We start from the raw sequence: 19,469 nt of genomic DNA on the forward strand, positions 1-19,469 counted from the left end.
CCGGCCGCTTCGCAGGCTAAGGGAATGAGGCGGTTGAGTCGATGAGAAATCGGCTCGCCGCCCATCTGCCTTTTTTAGCGCAGTGAGATTGAGCCGAGGTTTCAGGCCTCGCTGCGTGGTCGACTTGTTTGGAATGCAAAAGGGGAGCGCTTGCTCATGACGGTGCAAGATCCGATTGGTGCGACTGACGATTCGCGAGACCTTGTCTGGTCGCTCGCGAACTACAATCCGAATGCCCCGACGAACGCGGAAATGGGATCGGTCAGCGGAACGCAAGCCGCCTCGGCGCAGTTGTACGTTGAAATTTTGAGAAGGGCCGGTCAGGCCTTCGCTCAGGAGGCTTCGCGCCTGCTGGCAAAGGTGCAGTCGGATTGCACGCAGTCAGCTGAGATTATCGATGCGATGCATTCCCTCGACGCCGAAATCGCAACTGCACTGAATACGGTCGACGTCCAGATTTCATCCAAGGTCTCGAATCCGAGCGACGCGGCCGACTCGTCAGGCAGCGACGGCAATGGCAAGGATTCATGGTGATTCGCCGGGTCGCGGCAACCGCACTCGCCGTTCTCATGGGGTTCGGCGCGATGCTTCTGGGGAGCAGTGCAGCTCAAGCTGCGATGACGGATGACGAGCGGGCGACGGCACTCTGGTACACGGAGAGGCTCAAATTCGATCAGATTCGTGAGCAGGGATTGACTGGCGACGGCATCACGATTGCAGTGATCGACGACGCGATCAACCTCGATGCGGCGGAACTGCAGGGAGCAGACGTCGAAGTTCGCGGCCAATTTTGCCGTGATCGTGCCACCGGCGAAGAGTTTTTACCTACCACCGACGATCCCGCGCGAGCGCACGGAACGTCGGTGGTGTCGATGCTCGTAGGCAATGGTGTCGCTGCTGATGGCGGAGCAGGCACTCAGGGAATCGTTCCTGACGCTCGGGTGCTGTTTTACGCGGCAGACGGGCCCACCGACGAGAGCGGTGCCGCGACTTGTGACGGATACAACCCCATCACTCAAGAGTTCGGAGCCGATGAAAAGTTCGATCTCGACGCTGAAGACTACGACAGCGAAACTGACGTTTCGATCGACTATTCGATGGCGGTCGCAGCAAAGCAGGCCATTGCCGACGGAGCCGACATCATCAGCGTGTCTTCGGTGTCATCGGTCTGGTCGATGTTGAGTTGGTCTCCAGTTGCAACCCTCGCGCTTCGAGCGGGCATCCCCATTGTTGCGGGTACGCTCAACCCCGATGGTACGACGGCGGATATTTTGCAACTCCTGCCAGCAGTGTTGAACGGCACTGTCGCGGTCGGCGGGGTTGACTATCAAGGTGAGCCGATCACCGGCATTGATCCGACAACGGGCGACCTGCAGACGCAGCGTGGCGTAGATAATATGGGTTTCTCGGGTCCCGCCTATCAGCTCCTGGGCCCCTCTGATGGGACTACATGGGCCTCCGGGACAGTGTCGGGGAGCTCCGTCGCTACTCCTCTCGTTGCCGGAACGATCGCTCTGGGGCTTGAAAAGTACCCTGACGCCACCGCAAACCAAGTCTTGCAGGCAATGGTTCGGACGACCGGAAAGGGTATTTTGCAGGATCCGGGCTGGGTGGATCGATTATACGGATACGGCATTGTTAATCCTGTTGCAATGTTGGGACAGGATCCCACTCAGTACCCTGACGAGAACCCACTATTTGTGAAAAGTAGTGATGACCCAAGGTGTGGGCCGGGTGCGACTTCGCAGCCGACACCCGATCTCGCCAACTGCACTTGGGCAACCGTACCCATGGCAGATCGGGTATGGCCAGAAGGCTCCGACGATGAGCCCTCAAGCTTTGACAGAACCACAATGTTTATGCTCGCGGTGGTCGGTCTTCCAATTCTTGGAGTGGCTGCCACGGCAATTATCGTGCCAATTGTCGTCACCCGATCGCGACGCCGCAACACACAGACCTCTTCGCCTTCAGTGAACGTATCGGAGTATGAGAAATGAGTGGGAAATCTTACGAACGCCAGTTGGAAGAGTTGGCTTTCGGGGAAGACTGGAACCTCGAGCATCTCAACGGGCTTATCTCGTCAGTTGAAAGCGTGCAGTCGAGGATCACCGAGACCGTGAATCAGCTCTCTGGGAAGTGGACTGGATCAGCTTCGACGACCGCGATTTCTCGACTCAATGTCCACCTCTCGAATCTCAGTAAGTTTCGCACGATGCTCTTCGAAGCTCAGAGCATCATCACTGGCATGGGAGAGTTTGCTTGCAGTGCCGATAGTGCGAACTCGCGGCGCGCTTCAGAGGCTCAGCGACTCCTCCAAGAACTCCCATCTGGGGTCGTGCCTCAATTCGTGCATGATGCGGTGAATCAGGGGAAGACCATTGAGGTGCCGTTCTTCGGTACGGTCGACCTCAATCGAGGTGTTGAAGATCTTGCCAACAGCTTGGGGGCGGGTCGCGAAGCTGCTGCCAAGGAGAAGCTCGATCAGATGCGCGATCTCATCCTTGCCGAGCAAAAGCGGATAGAGAGTTTGAGCGTTGCCTACGATCCGTTGCCGAGCGGCGATGGCGGGTTCGATAAGCCGGAGAACTTCGACCTCGCAGGCATTGGAGGGTCACCCGGGGCCCGTGGCACCGGTGGGGGTGTTCCCGGATTCCCAGACGGTGTATTCCCCGGGGGACCCAATTTTCCGGGAGGGCCTGGCGGTCCGGGTGACAATGGCAATGGTGGCGGAGGCAATAACGGGGGAGGAACTGGGACTGACCCGAACCTTCCTGAATTCCATTGGGATCCGCCTGTCGTGGATCCTCCGTATGACCCGAACAACCCGGGCAGCGGGGGTGGCGGCGGGAATGAAGGCGCAGGCGGCGGTTCAGGGAGCCGTCCCAGCGTTGATAGCAGTCTCGATGGTTCCGCAGTGCGCAGTGGTCTGGGTGCGGCGGGCCTGGGTGCGGCCGGCCTTGCGGCCGGCGCCCGACTCGCGGCTGGCGCTGGTGGGTCGGGCGCGGGCGGTGGCTTGGGGCAGGGTCTTGCGGGCTTGACCGGCGGTCTGCGCGGAGCTGCAGCTGCCGCAGGTACGGGCGGCGGTGGTGCTGGTGCGGCAGGCGCGGCAAGTGCCGCTCGTGGCGCTCGCCCGGGCGGCATGATGATGGGTGGCGGCGCCGGAGGCTCTGAAAAGAAGCAGGCAAAGAAATCAGGCCTGGGCGGATACATTGCCCCTCATCTGGATGACGAGGGTGATGGTGGCCCTGCGGCCGACGCCTCTCGCGCAGGCAGCCGAGACTAGTATCACAGTGTTTGACGCGTGCGCGCACCGATGCGTTCGTGGGATGGTGCGGTGAAACAGCATTGGGCTGCGCGCCTTTGCGTGACGGTTATGCTTGCTGCGTTAGGAGCGGGAAGCGTGGCTGTTCCTGCCCACGCGGAAGCTGACGCGAGCGCCAGAGTCTCAGGGCTGTGGTACGTAGATCGGCTGAAACTGCCTGAGGTGCGCGACCTCGGCTTGACCGGAAAAGGGATCACCATTGCGGTGATCGACGACGCGATCAATCCTGAGGTCGCCGAGTTGCAAGGCGCCGATATCGAAGTGGTGGGTCAGTTCTGCCGCGATCAGGCATCAGGGTCGGAGTTGCCTGCGGCCACTGATGACGTGGCGCGCGCGCACGGCACGGATGTGACCGCGATGCTCGTCGGAAATGGTGTCGCCGCGGATGGCGGCCAAGGTACGCAGGGAATTGTGCCCGACGCGACGGTGCGCTTCTATGCCTCGGACGGCGTCGCTGGCACTGACGGCGACTGGACCTGTGATGCCTACAATCCGGTGACTGGGGAATTCGCATCGGACAGCGACGTGCGGCTCTCTGAATTCGGAGGGCTCCCGACGGTGCCGAGCGCGCTCGCGGCCTATCAAGCGATTCAAGACGGCGTGGATATCATCAGTATTTCCTCTGTCACCTCAGCGTGGAGTTCGATCGATTGGATGCCGGTCGCGATCTATGCGCTGCAACAGGGAATCCCGATCGTTGCCGGGACGAATAACCCGGGAGCGACCCTGGACGAAGCTCTGAACACGATCCCAGCTGGTCTGAACGGATCCGTTGCAGTGGGGGGCGTCGATGTCGATGGCAATCCGATTCTCGGCGTCGATCAAGAACTCGGCGATATCACTGAGGCGGATGGCCTCCAGAACATGGGGTTCGCGGGTCCCGGGTATCAGATGCTCGTTCCCTCATCATCGGGCGGTTGGTCGCCCGGGCTGGCGTCTGGAACTTCGCTTGCGACACCTCTCATTGCAGGAACCATTGCACTCGGGCTCGAACACACGCCCGATGCGACGGCGAATCAGGTGATTCGCGCGATGATGAGCAGCACCGGAAAAGGAACTGTGCGAGAACCCGAGTGGATCGACCCGCAGTACGGATACGGCATCGTCAATCCGGTAGCGATGCTGGGTGTCGACCCGCTGCAGTTTCCCGACGAAAATCCACTCTTTGTCACGTCGCCTGATGACCCGCGCTGTGGCGCGGGTGCATCAGTCTCGAGCAACGGAGAATTGGTGCAGTGCCGATGGACGGTCGGCCCAACGATTGATGCCGTTCAGGCGCAACTTCCGCCGGGCGTGAGAAACGACAACGTCACCGAGTCATCCCCAGCCGCCAAACTCCTGCAGTCGGTGGGCAGCATCGTACTGATCGCATCCATCGCGCTCGTGTTGCTCGGCGCAGTTGTGATCGCTGTTGTTGTTGCTCGCCAGCGAACTCGGCGGTCGAAGCGGGCGGACGGAACACCGACGAATCGCGATGGATCACTGTAGATATATGAAATCCCCCCCCCCGCGCTGGAGCTTAAGAGGTCAACAGTGACGATGAAATGATCGTGCATCACCTCCGCGGGAATCGTCAGCACACCAAATATCAGAGGAACGCAATCGGATGACTGGCACGAACACAGGAACGAATCGAAGTGCGCAGCTCCTGGTCTCTCTTATGGTCGGTGTTCTTTCGGTGATGTTCGCGGCACCTGCCCAAGCTACGGTGGGTCCCGGCGAGCGTCAGGAGGGCTTGTGGTACGCCACCAATCTGCGCTTTGACGAAATCGCAGCGCAAGGACTCTCTGGGTCAGGAGTGACGATCGCCGTCATCGACGATGCAATCAATCCGGATGTCGCAGAACTGCGAGGCGCTGATATTGAAGTCCGCGGGCAATTTTGCCGTGAGGCCGCCACGGGAGCGGAACTCCCCGCAGTGACCGATGACCCCGCCACCTCGCACGGTACTGATGTGGTCTCAATGCTTGTGGGCAACGGCGTAGCAGCCGACGGGGGCGCTGGCACGCGAGGTATTGTTCCCGGTGCGAAAGTGCTGTTCTACGCTGCGGACGGCGTGCCTGGAGCCGACGGCACCTGGGGGTGCGAAGCCTACAATCCGGTTACCGGCGAGTTCGAGAGCGATGTAGAGATTGCCGGGGATGATCCCAGCGTCGATATGAACCTGACCGTTCCGGAGGCGCTCGCCGCGAGGCAAGCCATCGCCGACGGGGCTGACATCATCAGCATTTCTTCTGTGTCTTCTGCATGGAACTCCATCTCCTGGTCGCCAGTTGCGACGCGTGCGCTGCGAGAAGGAATTCCAATTGTTGCGGGAACGCGTAACCCGGACTCTACGATCGAGCAGTCGTTCGAAGTAGTTCCAGCCGCGCTCAACGGGACCGTTGCGGTCGGTGGTGTGAAGCCCGACGGGAATGTGATTACCTGGTATGACGAAGAACGGCAACAGGATGTGACTCCGCCGGGTTCAGATAACCGAGGTTTTGTGGCGCCGGGATATCAGGTTCTTGTCCCTGCCGACCAAGGCAGCTGGGGCGCAGGACTTTCATCTGGTACTTCGCTGGCCACCCCTTTGGTAGCTGGGTCAATTGCACTCGGTCTTGAAAAGTTCCCCTCCGCAACAGCGAATCAGATTCTGCAGGCACTCGTGCGAACGACCGGCGAAGGTTCCGTGCATGATGCTGCTTGGATCGATGATGATTACGGGTACGGGATTGTGAGTCCTCTGGGCATGCTCGGCACAGATCCCACAGAGTACCCCGACGAGAATCCGCTCTTCGTGAAGAGCAGCGATGACCCTCGATGTGGGGCTGGCGCGACTGCGGCACCCACGGACACACTGGAGGCCTGCGCATGGGCTGGGGCTCCGACCATCGCTGATCTACGCGGGGACTTCGCCCAAGGTGATGTGAAGCCGCCTGTCACGCTCGCTTCACTTGTTGAGCAGTGGGCCATACCGATCTTGTGGGGTGGCCTCGGGTTTCTTGTTGTCGTTGCGACAGTGATCGTCATGATCATCGCAGCGGCTCGACGCCGGGCGAAGAGACAACTTGACGTCCTGTGAGAACAGCGTCGGCACACCGGCTTCCGATTCGTCCACGACGCTTGGCATCGGCGAAGAGCTGTGCGAAGCCGATCCCTGAGTGTTCCAGGGACAACGCACGATCCTCGTCTCGCATGATTGATACGCTGAACCGATGGCTGCGGAGCGGGAACCGCGGCCGCACCGAAGCTGGGGGAGCAAGTCGATGAGTAGCCGTCTCGCGCCACCGCGCGTGCCATCGGGCAGCGTCACACTGCAGGCGCCGCCCGAGATCGAGCCTGCCGAGGGCGGCAGCAATCTGCTCACTTCTGCACTCCCCATGCTCGGTAGCGTCGGCGCGATCATCATGGTGTCGGTGAGCAATGCGGGGCCCACGGGTTGGATCACCGGTGGCATGTTCCTCATCAGCGCCCTGGGGTTCGTGTTCGTGAACGGCTGGCGCCAGCGTGCGACGCGTCAGGCCTCGATCCTGAGTTCACGCAGGGAGTACCTCGCCTACCTTCGGGAGCTCCGCGACACCGTGCGCACCGCGGCGAAAGCGCAGCGACGCGAACGCAATTGGCGGTACCCCGCTCCCGAAGCGTTGACGTACCTCGTCGAAGACGGCGCGCGCGTGTGGGAGCGCGACGCTCAGACCGACGATCACCTCGCCGTGCGCATCGGCACCAGTGAGCAGCCGTTGTGCTTGTCGTTGGTCGCCCCAGAGCTTCCTCCGATCGCCGACCTCGATCCGGTTGCCACGACCGCCGCGCACCGTTTCCTGGTCACCCACGAGACGCAACCCGACCTGCCCACGTATCTGCGACTTTCTCATTACCGCAGCGTGCAAGTCGTCGGTGACGACCTCGAGCGCATCCGCGGTCTGGCGCGCGGAATCATCGCCCATGCCGCTGCGCTGCAGAGCCCTGACGACTTGCAGATCGTGATCGCGGCGAGCCCCCAAGCGCTGCCGCACTGGGAATGGGCGAAGTGGCTGCCCCACGCGCAATCGTCGCGCCTGCGCGACTCCCTCGGGCCGGCGCGCATGATCGGCTCCGATCTTGACACCCTGCTGCGCATGCTGCCGGCCGACCTGCGTGAGCGGCCGCGTTTCAGTCTCGACGGCCCGGCAACCACCGGCCCGCATCTGCTCGTGGTCGTCGACGGGGCATCGGTACCCCCCAGCGATTCAGTGTTCGCTGGTGGATTGCAGGGCGTGACCGTGCTCGACCTCCCCAACACCTGGGACGACAACGATGACCCCAACACCGCGCGCATACGCGTGAGCTCCGACTCCGCGGAGGTCGCCGAGGGGCGCACCGGCTCGCAGCAGATCACCCCCGACCACATGAGCGTGGTCGAGGCTGAAGCGGTGGCCCGTCGGCTCGCGCCGCTGCACCGAGAGGGTGGGGGCGGCGGATCAGCAACCCGTGCCAGCAAGCGACAGCAGGAGCTGCTCGAACTCCTTGACCTGCCCGACGTGCGCGACCTCGACCTCGAGCAGCAGTGGCGGTACCTGCCGGAGCGCGACCGGCTGCGCGTGCCCATCGGCCAGGATACGAACGGCGCCCCGCTGATCCTCGACCTCAAAGAATCGGCCTCGCAGGGTATGGGCCCGCACGGCCTCATCATCGGCGCGACGGGTTCCGGCAAGTCTGAGGTGCTGCGTACGCTCGTGCTGTCGCTCGCGCTGACCCACTCGCCCGAGCAGCTGAACTTCGTGCTCGTCGACTTCAAGGGCGGCGCGACGTTCGCGGGCATGGCCGATATGCCGCACGTCTCCGCGATCATCACCAACCTCGGCGAAGAGATCAGCCTCGTCGATCGCATGCAAGACGCGCTGCAGGGCGAGATGACGCGGCGCCAGGAGCTGCTGCGCTCCGCCGGCAACTTCGTGAACGTCGGCGAGTACGAGAAAGCGCGAAAGAACGGGCGATCCGATCTGCCGCCGCTGCCCGCGCTGCTCATCGTCGCCGATGAGTTCTCGGAGCTGCTGAGCGCCAAGCCCGAGTTCATCGAGTCGTTCGTCGCGATCGGCCGACTGGGCCGTTCGCTGCACGTGCACCTGCTGCTCGCCTCGCAGCGCCTCGAAGAGTCTCGCCTCAAGGGCCTCGACACCCACCTCTCATACCGCATCGGTCTGCGCACGTTCTCGGCCGCAGAGTCGCGCACCGTCATCGGCGTGCCCGACGCGTATCACCTGCCGCAAGAGCCCGGCGGAGGTCTGCTCAAGGTCGGCAGCGACGACAACCTGACCCAGTTCCGCGCCGCCTACGTTTCGGGGCCGCCGCCCGCCAGACGTGCCATCACCTCCGGCGACACTGGCGCCACCGCGGGCGGCACCGTGCGCATCACCCCGTTCACCGCGGCAGCGCAGCAGCTCACCGACCCCGCAGTCGAGGCCGCACGTGCGAACGCCGAGGCCGAGCGCCGCGCCGAAGAGCTCGCCGCGAGCGAGCCCGAGGAGACCCGCAGCACCTTCGAACTCGCCGTCTCACGGATGTCGGGCCTCGGCCCGGCCGCCCACCAGGTCTGGCTGCCGCCGCTCGAAGAGCCGGCCACCCTCGACCAGCTGCTCGGCAAGCTCGCCGTCAGCTACGAGCTCGGACTGCACGCGCCGCGGTGGCGCGAGCACCGCCGCCTCACGGTGCCGGTCGGCATCGTCGACGTGCCGCTTTACCAGCGCCGTGACGTGCTCACTCTCGACCTCTCGGGAGCCGCAGGCAACGTCGCCATCGTCGGCGCCCCGCTCTCGGGCAAGAGCACCGCTGCACGCACGCTTGTTTCGGCGCTCGCGCTGACCCACACCCCGCACGAGGTGCAGGTGTTCGTCATCGACTTCGGTGGCAGCTTCGCGGGTCTGCGCGACCTGCCCCACCTCTCGGGGCTCGCGACCCGTGGCGAACCCGAAGTGATTCGCCGCACCGTCGCCGAGGTGACCTCGCTGCTCAACGCCCGCGAGGCCTACTTCCGCGCGCAGGGCATCGATTCGATCGACACCTATCGCACCCGTCGCGCGCAGGGGCTCGTCGACGACGGGTACGGCGACATCTTCCTCGTCATCGACGGCTGGGCCACGTTGCGCAGCGACTACGAGTCGCTCGAGGTGCCCGTGCAGCAGCTCGCGGCGCGAGGACTGAGTTTCGGCGTGCACCTCGTGCTCACGGCGAGCCGCTGGCTCGACATTCGCCCGAACGTGAAAGACCTGCTCGGCGGGCGCATCGAGCTGCGGCTCGGCGACGCCTCCGACTCCGAAGTCAATCGCCGCGCGGCGGCCAACGTTTCGGCGCTGCCCGGGCGCGGCCTCGACCCCGCCGGCCTGCAGATGCTCACGGCACTGCCGCGCATCGACGGCGAGCCCGGTGCCGAGACCCTCGTTGACGGCGTCGACGACCTCGTCGCCAAGATCAGCAGCGCCTGGCAGCGCGAGCACGGCCCCAAACTGCGCCTGCTGCCCGAGCGCCTGCCGCTCGCCGAGCTGCGCGAGCACCCGGCCGCCAACGCGAAGCAGCTGCTGCTCGGCCTCGACGAGGCCGAGCTCGCCCCGGTCGGCATCGACCCCGATCGCGAGCAGCACCTGTACCTCTACGGCGACTCGGGGTCAGGTAAGTCGTCGATGCTCCGCGGCATCATGCACGAGATCACGCGCCGCTACGAACCGGGCCAGGCGCGTATCTTCATGATCGACTACCGTCGTGCGCACCTCGGCGAAATTCCCGAGGAATACCTTGGCGCCTACCTCACGACGGCCGATCAGACCGCTGGCGCCGTCGCGCAGCTCGTCGAGTTCTTCCGCGACCGACTGCCCGGCCCCGACGTCACCGCCGACCAGCTGCGTGCACGCAACTGGTGGACGGGCGCGGAGGGCTTCGTGCTCATCGACGACTACGATCTCGTTGCCACGCAGCAGGGCAACCCGGCGGCGCCGCTCGCGCAGCTGCTCGCACAGGCGGGCGATCTCGGGCTGCACGTCATCGTGACGCGACGTCTGGGTGGCGCCTCGCGCGCGGCCTACGATCCGATTTTGCAGGGCATGACCGATCTTGGCGTCACCGGCGTGCTGCTGAGTGGCAGCCCCGAAGAGGGGCAGCTGATCGGCAAGGTCAAGGCGATCCCGAGCGCACCGGGCCGTGCCCAGGTCGTGTCGCGTGCCCGCGGGCACCAGATCGTGCAGCTCGCGTATGCTCCGACGACGCAGGAAACGGAACCCACCGGTCAGCAATAGCTCGCACTCGGGATTCTCGAATGCGGCGCTGACCGATACGCTGTCAGGGATGCAGCTGCGGCACATCTTCGGCCGGCCCGGGCCGACATCGCGCAGCGGGAAAGAGTGAGTGATGGATTACGAGACTTCGACGCAGCTCGGCGCGGGTTTCTTCCTGGTCTTCGGCATCTGGTCGCTCGTCGGCCTCGCGTTCTACGTGTGGTACCTGTGGGCGCTGTCGCGACTCTTCCCCTACCTCGGTCTGCCGTCAGGCTGGGGCTGGATTCCGGTGTGGAACCAGTGGCAGCTCGTGCAGCGCGGGGGCTTGCCCGGCTGGCTCGTGCTGCTGGGCTTCATCCCGGGTCTGAGCATCGTCGTGCTCGTCGTCTCGATCATCGCTATTCACCGCATCAACAGCGAATTCGGCAAGGGCGCCGGCTTCACCGTGCTCGGTGCATTCATCCCGCCGCTGTGGGCCACACTCTTCGGGTCGCAGTTGCGGGATCGCGAGTACGGCGACCAGGGCTACCCCGTGGGCGGATACGACTCGGCCTACCCCGGTGCTGCCGCTTCCGGTGCGACGGGCTACGGCGCCGAGGCGACCCAGGGCGGCTACGGGGGATTCGCGCCGCAGGGCGCGGCTGATTCTGCAGCATTCGGTGCGCAGCAGCCCGACCCCGCCTGGCAGGGCCTGCCGCCGGTGCCTCAGGCTCAGCCTCAGGCTGCGGCCGACCCGTGGGCGGCCCCGCAACAGCCGGCCTCCGGGTACCCGACACCCGCTGCCGACCCCTGGGCGCAGCCTGCGCAGGCAGGCCAGCCGGCGGTGCCACCGACTCCCGGTGCGCCTGCGTCTGGCGGGCTCTTCGGGGCTCCGGCCGAGCCTGGGCCTGCGCAGCCGCAGGCGCCCGAACCCAACAACTGGGGCTTCAGCAACACGACCGAGGGCGACTACGCGCGTCTCGCCGCTGAGGGGCACACCCCCGCGGCGCCCGCGCCCCTCGGCGGTGTCGCGGCACCCCAGCCGTTCTCCTGGCCCGCCGTGCAGGAATCGAACGTCGAGGGCGAATCGGGCCCGCTGATTCTGCCCGAGCCACCCGCCTCGGTGGTGCCGGAGGTACCGGTGGCCCCGGCCGTCGAACCGCCCGCACCGAGCTACCCGACGCTCGCCACTGCGAGCTCCGCGCCCGAGCCGCAGACCCCGCTGGCCTCCGAGCCGCAGACTCCGCAGACGCCTGAGCCGTCGATCTTCGACCGTGAGGCCCCCGCGGCGCCCGCGATCGGTCTCGCACCCGCGGCGCCGGTGACTGCAGAGCCTCCGGTGATCCCCGCGGCACCGGAGGCGGTTGCGGCTCCAGCAGCGTTCGAACCCGCCGCGGCGGTAACGCCCGCTCCCGTCGCACCGGCTCCGACGCCCGACGCCGGAGTTCTCGACGAAGACCACACCGTCGTCGTCTCCCGCCGCGCGCGCTGGGGCATCGAACTCCCCGACGGTGAAACCCTCGAACTGGTCGGCGATGACGTGATCGTGGGGCGCAAGCCGGAGCCTCGTGACGGTGCGACAGTGCTGCAGATCACCGACCCGACCCGCACCATGTCGAAGTCGCACGCGCGCCTGCGCCGCGACGGCGAGGAATGGACGATCGAAGACCTGCAGTCGACCAACGGCGTCGCCCTCGTCGACGCCGGGGGCACGACCACGTCGCTCGAGCCCGGCCGCATCGCTCCGGCGACCGAGCAGTTGGTCATCGGCACCCTGCAGGTGCGTCTGCACCAGCTCGGCTGAGCGGTGAGGCTGGGTGACGCGGCACCCCGAACGTTCACGCACCTGAACGAGTTGTCAGCCAGAACTCGCTGACTCCACAGGTCGACGGGCGTAGTGTGGCATCTGTCGGGCTGCCGAACGGCCCGCGCCAACCCAGTGGAGGCCCGAGTATGAAGGTCATCAGCTACAACCTGCGCAAGAACCGTGCCGTCTGCGAACTCGATGCGCTCGCCGAAGATCACGGCGTCGACGTGCTGTGCCTGCAAGAGGCCGAAGCGGTCGCGCTCCCGGCGCGCCTCGGGCACCTCTCGCTCGTGCACGCCACCGAGCGTAACCGGCTGGGCCTCGCCATGTACGTGCGCGACGAGCGCTTCCACACGCGATCAGCGCACACCTTCCAGCTCAAGAAGTCGCTGCACGACCGTTTGCTCGCGCCCGCTCACGAGCGTCTGCTCGGCGTGCGCCTGCACGACTCCGAGATGCAGCGCGACCTCGTCGTCGCCTCGTTCCACGCCGCACCGCTCACCGCGCTGAACTCGCTGCGACGGCACCAGATCCACGCCGCGCTCGCCGAGCTGCGCCAGCTCGGGCCGGGCCTGCCCGCCCTGATGGTCGGCGACTACAACTACCCGGTCTTCAAAGGGCGCCTCGATACCGAGATGCGCGACACCGGCTACGAGCTCAGCCTCAGTGACAAGCGCACGTATACGCGCTACAAGATGTTCCGCGGGCACTTCGACTTCGCGACCTCATCGGGTCTCGACATCGCGAGCGTGCGCACGCTCGACCGCGGCACGTCGGATCACCTGCCGATCATGGTCACCGCCGCGATGAGCGATCTCGCACTGCCGGTGCCCGCGGCGGCCTAAGGCGGCGGGCGCTGCGGCGCAGCACCCCAGTGCGGCGAACTACCCTAGACCGGGATCGTAGGTGGCGAGCAGCCCGGTCGCCGGGCTCGCCGCCTGACGCGAGAGCGGATTGCGGTGCTTCGCGCTGTTCTCGATCACGAACGTCGCCATGGTCGGCAGGTAGCGATCGTCGGCGCTCTCGATGACGATGCCGAATTCGTTGTAGGCCAGGCGGCGCACGCGTAGCAGCGGACTGCCCGGGGCGATGTGCAACTGCTCGACTTCGAGCGGGTGTGCGGCGATCGCGTCGATGGTGTGGCGTGCCCGCGTCGGCAGAATGCCGACGTGCGCGAGCGCCTGGTACACGCTGCCGTGGTGGAAGTCGGTGCCGAGCAGGTGCTTGCCGATCTCGTACGGGAACAGGGAGCGCTCGAGCATGGCCGGCTTCTCGTCGAGATAGCGCACGCGAATGATCTCGACCACGGGGGAGTCGGGGGCGATCTGCAGCTCGCGGGCGCACTCCTCGGAGGCAGTGCGCCGGCTCGCCTCGATGACGCGCTGCCCGGGCGTGAGCCCGAGTTCACGCGCCCACTCGCTGAATGAGATGAAGGTGTCGAACGACTGCGCCGGCGCGGTGTGCTGCACGCGCGGCGGGGTGCCGCGACCTCCCACGATCATGCCGTCGGCGCGGAGCGCGGCGAGGGCTTGGCGCACCGGTCCGCGGGAGGTGCCGAACTCGGCGACGAGCGATTTCTCGCTGGGTACCTTGTCACCGGGCTGCCACGCGCCTGTTCGGATGCGGTGGATCATCTCCTCGTACAGCTGCACGTGAAGCGGCGCCTGGGTGGTCATGTGCCCAACCCTATAAGTCACAACTTGGTTACGGTGGCCCGGGCGGTAACGGGCGCGTGAACGATCGGCGAACGGCGAGTGTTTTCGCTGTGATCGGGTTATTCAGCGTTTGCTGCGGAGCCCGTGGCGGGGTCTGGTGATCCACCATCGCCTGACTGTGCATGCGAATCGCGTGCGCACCGAGCGGCGGGGGTGTCCGTTCGCAGGCTGTCGGCCGAGGCTGCGTTGAAGCGGTGCAGTGCGGCGCGCAGTTGCTCGAGCTCGTCGGGGCTCCAGCCGACGAACCGCTCGTGATACGCGTGCGCCCACTGCGCCCGAACCGCACCAAGCAGGTCTTCCGCTTTCGGGCTCGGAGTGAGCAGCACGACCCGGCGGTCTTCAGGTGACGGCTCGGTGTCGACGAGGCCGAGATCGCGCAGCTTGGTGATCTGCCGGCTGACCATCGCCTTGTCCATGTCGAGCAACTGGCTGATGCCGGTCGCCGTGATCGGTCCCTTGCGCAGAATCAGCTGCAGCACCATGATGCCGACCCCCTTCAGCTCGGGGTCGACCTCTTCCGCATATCGCGCCCAGCGGGTGCGTGCGAACGCGAACACCTCGGAGAACTCCGCGATGATGTCGGAGATCTGATCGGTGTGCGCTGCGGCGTCGGGGTGCGCGGCGGAGGCGCTGGCGTCGTGCATAGCTTCTAGTGTGCCGCGCCGAGCTCGGCTTCGCGCTGGGCGCGCTGCAGATCGGCGCGCTGCTGCGCCGCGCTCTTCGTGTTCAGGGGCAGGTTCGGCAGGAATGCGATCGCGATGATTGCGACGATGCCGACCGGAGCCGCGGCGAGGAAGACGTCGCCGATGCCGTGACCGTAGGCGTTCTCGACGACCTCGCGAATCGGGGCCGTGAGCTCGGCGAGCTTCGGGATCGCCCCGCCCTCGAGTGCCTTCGCGCCGGCCATCGCCTCGGGATTCGACTTCGCGAGGGCCCCGAGACCGTCGGTGATGAAGGTGACGATCTGGTGCGAGAGCATGGCGCCCATCGCCGACATGCCGGCGGTGCCGCCGATGGTGCGGAAGAAGGTGACCGCCGAGCTCGAGACGCCGAGTTCGTTCGGCGACACCGTGTTCTGTACCACGAGCACCAGATTCTGCATGCACATGCCGACACCCGCGCCGAGCACGAACATCGAGATGCCGACGTACCAGAACGAGGTATCGGCGCGCAGCTGCCCCATCAGGAGCAGGCCGCCGAGCATGATGACGGAGCCTGACACCATGTAGCGCTTCCACTTACCGGTGCGGGTGATGAGCTGCCCGACCAGGGTCGACGCAAGCAGTACGCCCGCCATCATGGGAATGGTGAGCAGGCCCGATTCGGTCGGAGTCTTGCCGCGGGCGAGCTGCATGTACTGCCCGAGAAACACCGAGGTGCCGAACATGGCGAGACCGACCGCCATCGACGCGATCACCGACATGGTGAAGGTGCGGTTGGCGAACAGGTGCATCGGGATTAGCGGTTCGGGGGAGCGCAGCTCGACGAAGACGGCCGCGACCAGCAGGGCGAGGCCACCGCCGACCATTGCGACGGTCTGCCATGACCACCAGTCGAACTGCGTGCCGCCGAGGGTGACCCAGATGAGCAGGCTCGCGAAGCCAATCGAGATGAGTGCGGCACCGAGGTAGTCGATGCTCACCTTGCGCTTGATCGTCTGCAGGTGCAGCGTGCGCTGCAGCACGATGATCGCGATGATGGCGATCGGGGCGGCGACGTAGAAGTTCCAGCGCCAGCCGATCGCGTCGGTGATGGCGCCGCCGAGCAACGGGCCGCCGACCGTCGAGACCGCCATGATCGCGCCCATGATGCCCATGTACTTGCCGCGTTCGCGCGGGCTGATGATCTCGGCGAGCACGATCTGGCCGAGTGCGCCCAGGCCGCCCGCGCCGAGCCCCTGCAGCACGCGGAAGCCGATGAGCCACGCCGAGTCGGTCGCGGTGCCGGCGAGCGCCGACCCCACCACGAAGATAACCAGCGACGCCTGCAGCAGCACCTTCTTGCTCGTCAGGTCGGCGAGCTTGCCCCAGATCGGCGTCGAGATCGCCGACGCGAGCATCGTCGCGGTGACCACCCAGGTGTAGGCGGCCTGGCTGCCGCCGAGGTCGGCGATGATGATCGGCATCGAGGTGCCGACCACGGTCATCGACAGCATCGAGACGGCCATGCTGAGGAACAGGCCCGTGAGGGCGAGGTTCTTCGCGCGGCCCGTGAGGAGGCCGTCGCCGGGGGCGCTCGGGGTGGTGGGTGCGGGGGTGCGCGGCGCGGGCGCGGTGCTGGTGGTCATTCGGAGGGCGGGATCCTTCGCGAGGTCGTCGAGTATTCGTTGATGAAGGTCAACTATACGACATTGGTTGATGGGAGTCAACTATTGCGAGGCGCTGCTCGCGCCACGCATCGATGCGCCGGCGCGGGATCACCCCTCTGTCGATGCGGCAGAATAGAGGGGTGGTACGCGCGTTGCGCACGTGCCGAACTGCAGGGCGACTGAACTCGGGAGCGACGTGACGCAAAACGGCAGCATCAAGATCGGCGTGATCGGCGGCGGGCAGCTCGCCCGCATGATGGTGCCACCCGCGATTCACCTCGGTCTGCGCATCAGCGTGCTCGCCGAGAACGAGGGCTCGAGCGCGGAGCGTGCCGCCGATGCGGTCGGCGACTACCGCGATCCCGAGACGGTCTACGCGTTCGCAAAGACGGTCGACGTGGTCACGTTCGATCACGAGCATGTGCCCCAGGCGATCTTGCGCGAACTGGAGGCCCGCGGTGTCGCCGTGCACCCGCGCCCAGATGCGCTGCAGTACGCGCAAGACAAAATCGTGATGCGCGAGAAGCTGACCGAACTCGGCGTGCCCATCCCCGATTGGGGCACCGTCGCCGACGAGGCCGCCCTCCAGACCTTCCTCGACGCCCACGGCGGCCGCGCCGTCGTGAAGACCGCCCGTGGCGGGTACGACGGCAAGGGCGTCCGGGTCATCTCCGACGCCACCGAGGTGCACGACTGGTTCACCGCGCTCGCCGAGGACGCGAACGGCGGCTTCCTGCTCGTCGAAGAGCTCGTCGACTTCGTGCGCGAGCTCTCGCAGCTCGTCGCACGTCGGCCCAGCGGCGAGACCCGCACCTGGCCCGTCGTCGAGACCATCCAGCGCGACGGGGTCTGCGCCGAGGTGCTCGCCCCCGCACCGACCGACCGGCCCGAGGTGCTGGCCGAGGCCGCGCGCATCGGATCCGTCGTCGCCGAGGGCGTCGCAGTGACCGGCGTGCTCGCCGTCGAGATGTTCGAGACCCGCGACGGGCGCGTGCTGGTGAACGAGCTCGCCATGCGCCCCCACAATTCGGGCCACTTCTCGATCGAGGGATCCGTCACGAGCCAGTTCGAGCAGCACCTGCGCGCTGTCGCCGACCTGCCGCTGGGCGACACCTCGATGACCGCGCCCGCCGCCGTGATGGTCAACGTGCTCGGCGGCCCTGCCGAGGGGCCCATGCCGGTGCGCTACGCCGAGGCGCTCGCCGCGCACCCGACCGCCAAGATCCACAGCTACGACAAGCAGCCCCGGCCGGGCCGCAAGGTCGGGCACGTCACGGTCACCGGTGACGACCTCGCTGCGGTGCGTGCGGAGGCCGTGGCCGCTGCGGCGGCGTTCGCCTGATTCCGCGCCCCGATACGATGGAGGGCATGGCTGAAACCACCGCGCCCCTCGTCGGCGTCATCATGGGCTCCGATTCCGACTACTCGGTCATGGCCGACGCGGTGCAGGCGCTCCGCGAGTTCGGCATCGCCCACGAGGTCGAGGTCGTCAGTGCCCACCGCACGCCCGACAAGATGGTCGACTATGCGCGCGGAGCGGCGGCCCGCGGCATCCGCGTCATCATCGCAGGCGCGGGCGGCGCCGCGCACCTGCCCGGCATGGTCGCCTCGATGACGACGCTGCCGGTCATCGGCGTGCCCGTGCCGCTCGCGAAGCTCGACGGTCTCGACTCGCTGCTCTCGATCGTGCAGATGCCAGGCGGCATTCCGGTCGCCACCGTCTCGATCGGCGGCGCGAAGAACGCGGGCATTCTGGCCGCGCGCATCCTCGGCTCAGCCGACCCCGAGGTCGCGCAGCGTCTCGCCGATTACGCCGAGGGTCTCACCGCCGCGGTGGGCGAGAAGAACGACGCCCTCAAAGCGCGCATCGCGGCCGAGTAGCGCGCGGGCCGTCGGTGCGGGCGCCAGCTTGCGCCGACGCGCTCACCTGATCACAGGTTGGCGTGCGTCTCCCACAGCTGCCATGCCGATGAGCGCCAGCTGTACCCGCGGCTGCGATCACAGGCGAGCACCGTCAGCGTGGGCAGCGCACCCGACTGACCGATCAGTCGGCTGTACTCGGCAGCGAACCCGTCGGCCGTGTCGGCTGATACACCGGCATCGAGCACGAGCTCCGCGGTGGCTGGGTGCCCCGCGTGCACGACGGGAACCGCGGCATCGAGAGACGCGAGTACGACATACCCGGTGCCGGCGAACGCCTGCGGCTGCAGCAGCACCGAAGCTCCGCCGAGTGCGGCGCCGATGTCGGAGAGCTGCGTGACGGCGATGACCCGAACGCGACCCTGAAGATCTGCGGGAACGTCGATCGTCGGGGCCGAAGCGTCGCGGTCCTTGTCTTTGTCGCGCGGCTGCGGACCCTGCGGGTCGACGCCGTCGAGCACGACGAGCGGCGGCAGAGCGGCGTCGCGACGCATGGCATCGAAGATCCACTCGAGGCGGCCGTGCTCGCCGGTGCGTGCCGTGGTGACGGCGTAGCGATCCGGAAGCCCCCAAGCGGCACGGCGTTCAGCCGCATCCGCGGGTGCCGACAGCTCAGTGGGCGGAGCGAGCGGGAAGACCTGCACCGGCAGGTCGCTGCCGTACTGCTGCTGCAACACGCGCGCGGTGGCGTGTGTCGGCGTCAGAATGACATCGGCCAGCTTGACGGCGCGCCGAGTGAATGCACGGAAGAGTCGGGCCTGTGAATTGCCGATCAACGACGGTGCGTCCCAAGCAATGCTGTGGGGAATCGTGACCGACGTCTGCGACCCATCATCGTCACCGCGCGAACGCAGCGGCATCATCGGGGTCAGTGCGTGTACGAATTCACCATCGAGGGGGCGGGCCGTCGTGCCGTTCTGCCACACGAGCGGCAGCATGCTGGCGCGCAGCGGGAGCAGCTCTGAGGTGAGTCGCGCCGAGGCGAACTCGGGCACCTCTGAGCCGCGAGACAGCAGGAAGCGCGCACTGCAGCTGCGGGGAGCCGTCTCTGCGACAGCCTGCACGAGGTCACGGGCGGCGGCCGCGTGCACCTCGGATTCGAAATCTGGGAACGGGTCTGCGATGAGGGTGAGCGTCGCCAATACGTTCTCCCCTCGAATCGCGAAACACCGGTGCAGCACTGGGCTGTTCT

Annotated in this window: 14 protein-coding genes; 10 read left to right on the forward strand and 4 right to left on the reverse strand. The window is 66.2% G+C overall.

Features of this window, described 5'->3' with window-relative positions:
• The first annotated feature begins 156 nt into the window (after positions 1 to 156).
• The 8 genes from CH42_RS15445 (at position 157) to CH42_RS15485 (ending at position 13,179) form a co-directional block, all read left to right on the forward strand.
• On the forward strand, positions 157 to 534 hold the full coding sequence (locus CH42_RS15445) for a hypothetical protein (protein ID WP_053354105.1): 378 nt from the start codon (positions 157 to 159) through the stop codon (positions 532 to 534).
• Positions 528 to 1,997, forward strand: coding sequence for a S8 family serine peptidase (locus tag CH42_RS15450; protein WP_053354106.1), 1,470 nt, complete (start codon positions 528 to 530; stop codon positions 1,995 to 1,997). Before CH42_RS15445 ends, CH42_RS15450 begins: the two co-directional genes overlap by 7 nt.
• 362 nt (positions 1,998 to 2,359) lie before the next feature.
• Positions 2,360 to 3,283: a hypothetical protein gene (locus CH42_RS16465; RefSeq protein WP_156322618.1), complete on the forward strand. Its 924-nt coding sequence runs from the start codon at positions 2,360 to 2,362 to the stop codon at positions 3,281 to 3,283.
• 18 nt (positions 3,284 to 3,301) lie between these two features.
• The gene (locus CH42_RS15465) at positions 3,302 to 4,810 is read left to right on the forward strand and encodes a S8 family peptidase (protein ID WP_082309496.1); all 1,509 of its coding nucleotides are present in this window, start codon (positions 3,302 to 3,304) and stop codon (positions 4,808 to 4,810) included.
• A 118-nt stretch (positions 4,811 to 4,928) separates the two neighbouring features.
• Positions 4,929 to 6,386: a S8 family serine peptidase gene (locus CH42_RS15470; protein ID WP_082309497.1), complete on the forward strand. Its 1,458-nt coding sequence runs from the start codon at positions 4,929 to 4,931 to the stop codon at positions 6,384 to 6,386.
• A 184-nt stretch (positions 6,387 to 6,570) separates the two neighbouring features.
• Complete coding sequence (eccCa, locus tag CH42_RS15475; RefSeq protein WP_053354111.1) at positions 6,571 to 10,569, forward strand: type VII secretion protein EccCa; 3,999 nt, start codon at positions 6,571 to 6,573, stop codon at positions 10,567 to 10,569.
• A gap of 112 nt (positions 10,570 to 10,681) precedes the next feature.
• On the forward strand, positions 10,682 to 12,331 hold the full coding sequence (locus tag CH42_RS15480) for a DUF5684 domain-containing protein (RefSeq protein WP_053354112.1): 1,650 nt from the start codon (positions 10,682 to 10,684) through the stop codon (positions 12,329 to 12,331).
• Positions 12,332 to 12,480: 149 nt separating this feature from the next.
• A complete protein-coding gene (locus CH42_RS15485) occupies positions 12,481 to 13,179 on the forward strand; it encodes an endonuclease/exonuclease/phosphatase family protein (protein WP_053354113.1) in 699 nt (232 codons plus the stop codon).
• 39 nt (positions 13,180 to 13,218) lie between these two features.
• On the opposite strand, the gene CH42_RS15490 is transcribed toward CH42_RS15485, so the two are convergent.
• The 3 genes from CH42_RS15490 to CH42_RS15500 form a co-directional block, all read right to left on the reverse strand.
• The gene (locus CH42_RS15490) at positions 13,219 to 14,010 is read right to left on the reverse strand and encodes a GntR family transcriptional regulator (protein ID WP_053354114.1); all 792 of its coding nucleotides are present in this window, start codon (positions 14,008 to 14,010) and stop codon (positions 13,219 to 13,221) included.
• 98 nt (positions 14,011 to 14,108) lie between these two features.
• A complete protein-coding gene (locus tag CH42_RS15495; RefSeq protein ID WP_053354115.1) occupies positions 14,109 to 14,693 on the reverse strand; it encodes a MarR family winged helix-turn-helix transcriptional regulator in 585 nt (194 codons plus the stop codon).
• A 5-nt stretch (positions 14,694 to 14,698) separates the two neighbouring features.
• Complete coding sequence (locus CH42_RS15500) at positions 14,699 to 16,336, reverse strand: DHA2 family efflux MFS transporter permease subunit (protein ID WP_053354116.1); 1,638 nt, start codon at positions 16,334 to 16,336, stop codon at positions 14,699 to 14,701.
• 217 nt (positions 16,337 to 16,553) lie between these two features.
• Here CH42_RS15500 and CH42_RS15505 point away from each other — a divergent pair, with 217 nt between their 5' ends.
• Positions 16,554 to 17,699, forward strand: a complete 1,146-nt coding sequence (locus CH42_RS15505; RefSeq protein ID WP_075205428.1) for a 5-(carboxyamino)imidazole ribonucleotide synthase — start codon at positions 16,554 to 16,556, stop codon at positions 17,697 to 17,699.
• Between the two features lie 26 nt (positions 17,700 to 17,725).
• Positions 17,726 to 18,238 carry a 5-(carboxyamino)imidazole ribonucleotide mutase gene (gene purE, locus CH42_RS15510; protein ID WP_053354117.1) on the forward strand — a complete coding sequence of 171 codons (513 nt, stop codon included), beginning with the start codon at positions 17,726 to 17,728 and terminating at the stop codon, positions 18,236 to 18,238.
• Between the two features lie 50 nt (positions 18,239 to 18,288).
• Here purE and CH42_RS15515 read toward each other — a convergent pair whose 3' ends face one another.
• Entirely contained in the window at positions 18,289 to 19,419 is a 1,131-nt protein-coding gene (locus CH42_RS15515; RefSeq protein WP_053354118.1) for a mannosyltransferase, read from the reverse strand.
• Positions 19,420 to 19,469: the final 50 nt, after the last annotated feature.

It is taken from the genome of Leucobacter musarum subsp. musarum, from assembly GCF_001273845.1.
GTDB lineage: Bacteria > Actinomycetota > Actinomycetes > Actinomycetales > Microbacteriaceae > Leucobacter > Leucobacter musarum.

Bases quoted from the DNA above. Each gene is read 5' to 3' on its own strand.
- purE (WP_053354117.1), top strand. From the start codon at position 17,726: ATGGCTGAAACCACCGCGCCCCTCGTCGGCGTCATCATGGGCTCCGAT.
- CH42_RS15500 (WP_053354116.1), bottom strand. From the start codon at position 16,336: ATGACCACCAGCACCGCGCCCGCGCCGCGCACCCCCGCACCCACCACC.
- CH42_RS15490 (WP_053354114.1), bottom strand. From the start codon at position 14,010: ATGACCACCCAGGCGCCGCTTCACGTGCAGCTGTACGAGGAGATGATC.
- CH42_RS15445 (WP_053354105.1), top strand. From the start codon at position 157: ATGACGGTGCAAGATCCGATTGGTGCGACTGACGATTCGCGAGACCTT.
- CH42_RS15470 (WP_082309497.1), top strand. From the start codon at position 4,929: ATGACTGGCACGAACACAGGAACGAATCGAAGTGCGCAGCTCCTGGTC.
- CH42_RS15480 (WP_053354112.1), top strand. From the start codon at position 10,682: ATGGATTACGAGACTTCGACGCAGCTCGGCGCGGGTTTCTTCCTGGTC.
- eccCa (WP_053354111.1), top strand. From the start codon at position 6,571: ATGAGTAGCCGTCTCGCGCCACCGCGCGTGCCATCGGGCAGCGTCACA.
- CH42_RS15495 (WP_053354115.1), bottom strand. From the start codon at position 14,693: ATGCACGACGCCAGCGCCTCCGCCGCGCACCCCGACGCCGCAGCGCAC.
- CH42_RS15485 (WP_053354113.1), top strand. From the start codon at position 12,481: ATGAAGGTCATCAGCTACAACCTGCGCAAGAACCGTGCCGTCTGCGAA.
- CH42_RS15450 (WP_053354106.1), top strand. From the start codon at position 528: ATGGTGATTCGCCGGGTCGCGGCAACCGCACTCGCCGTTCTCATGGGG.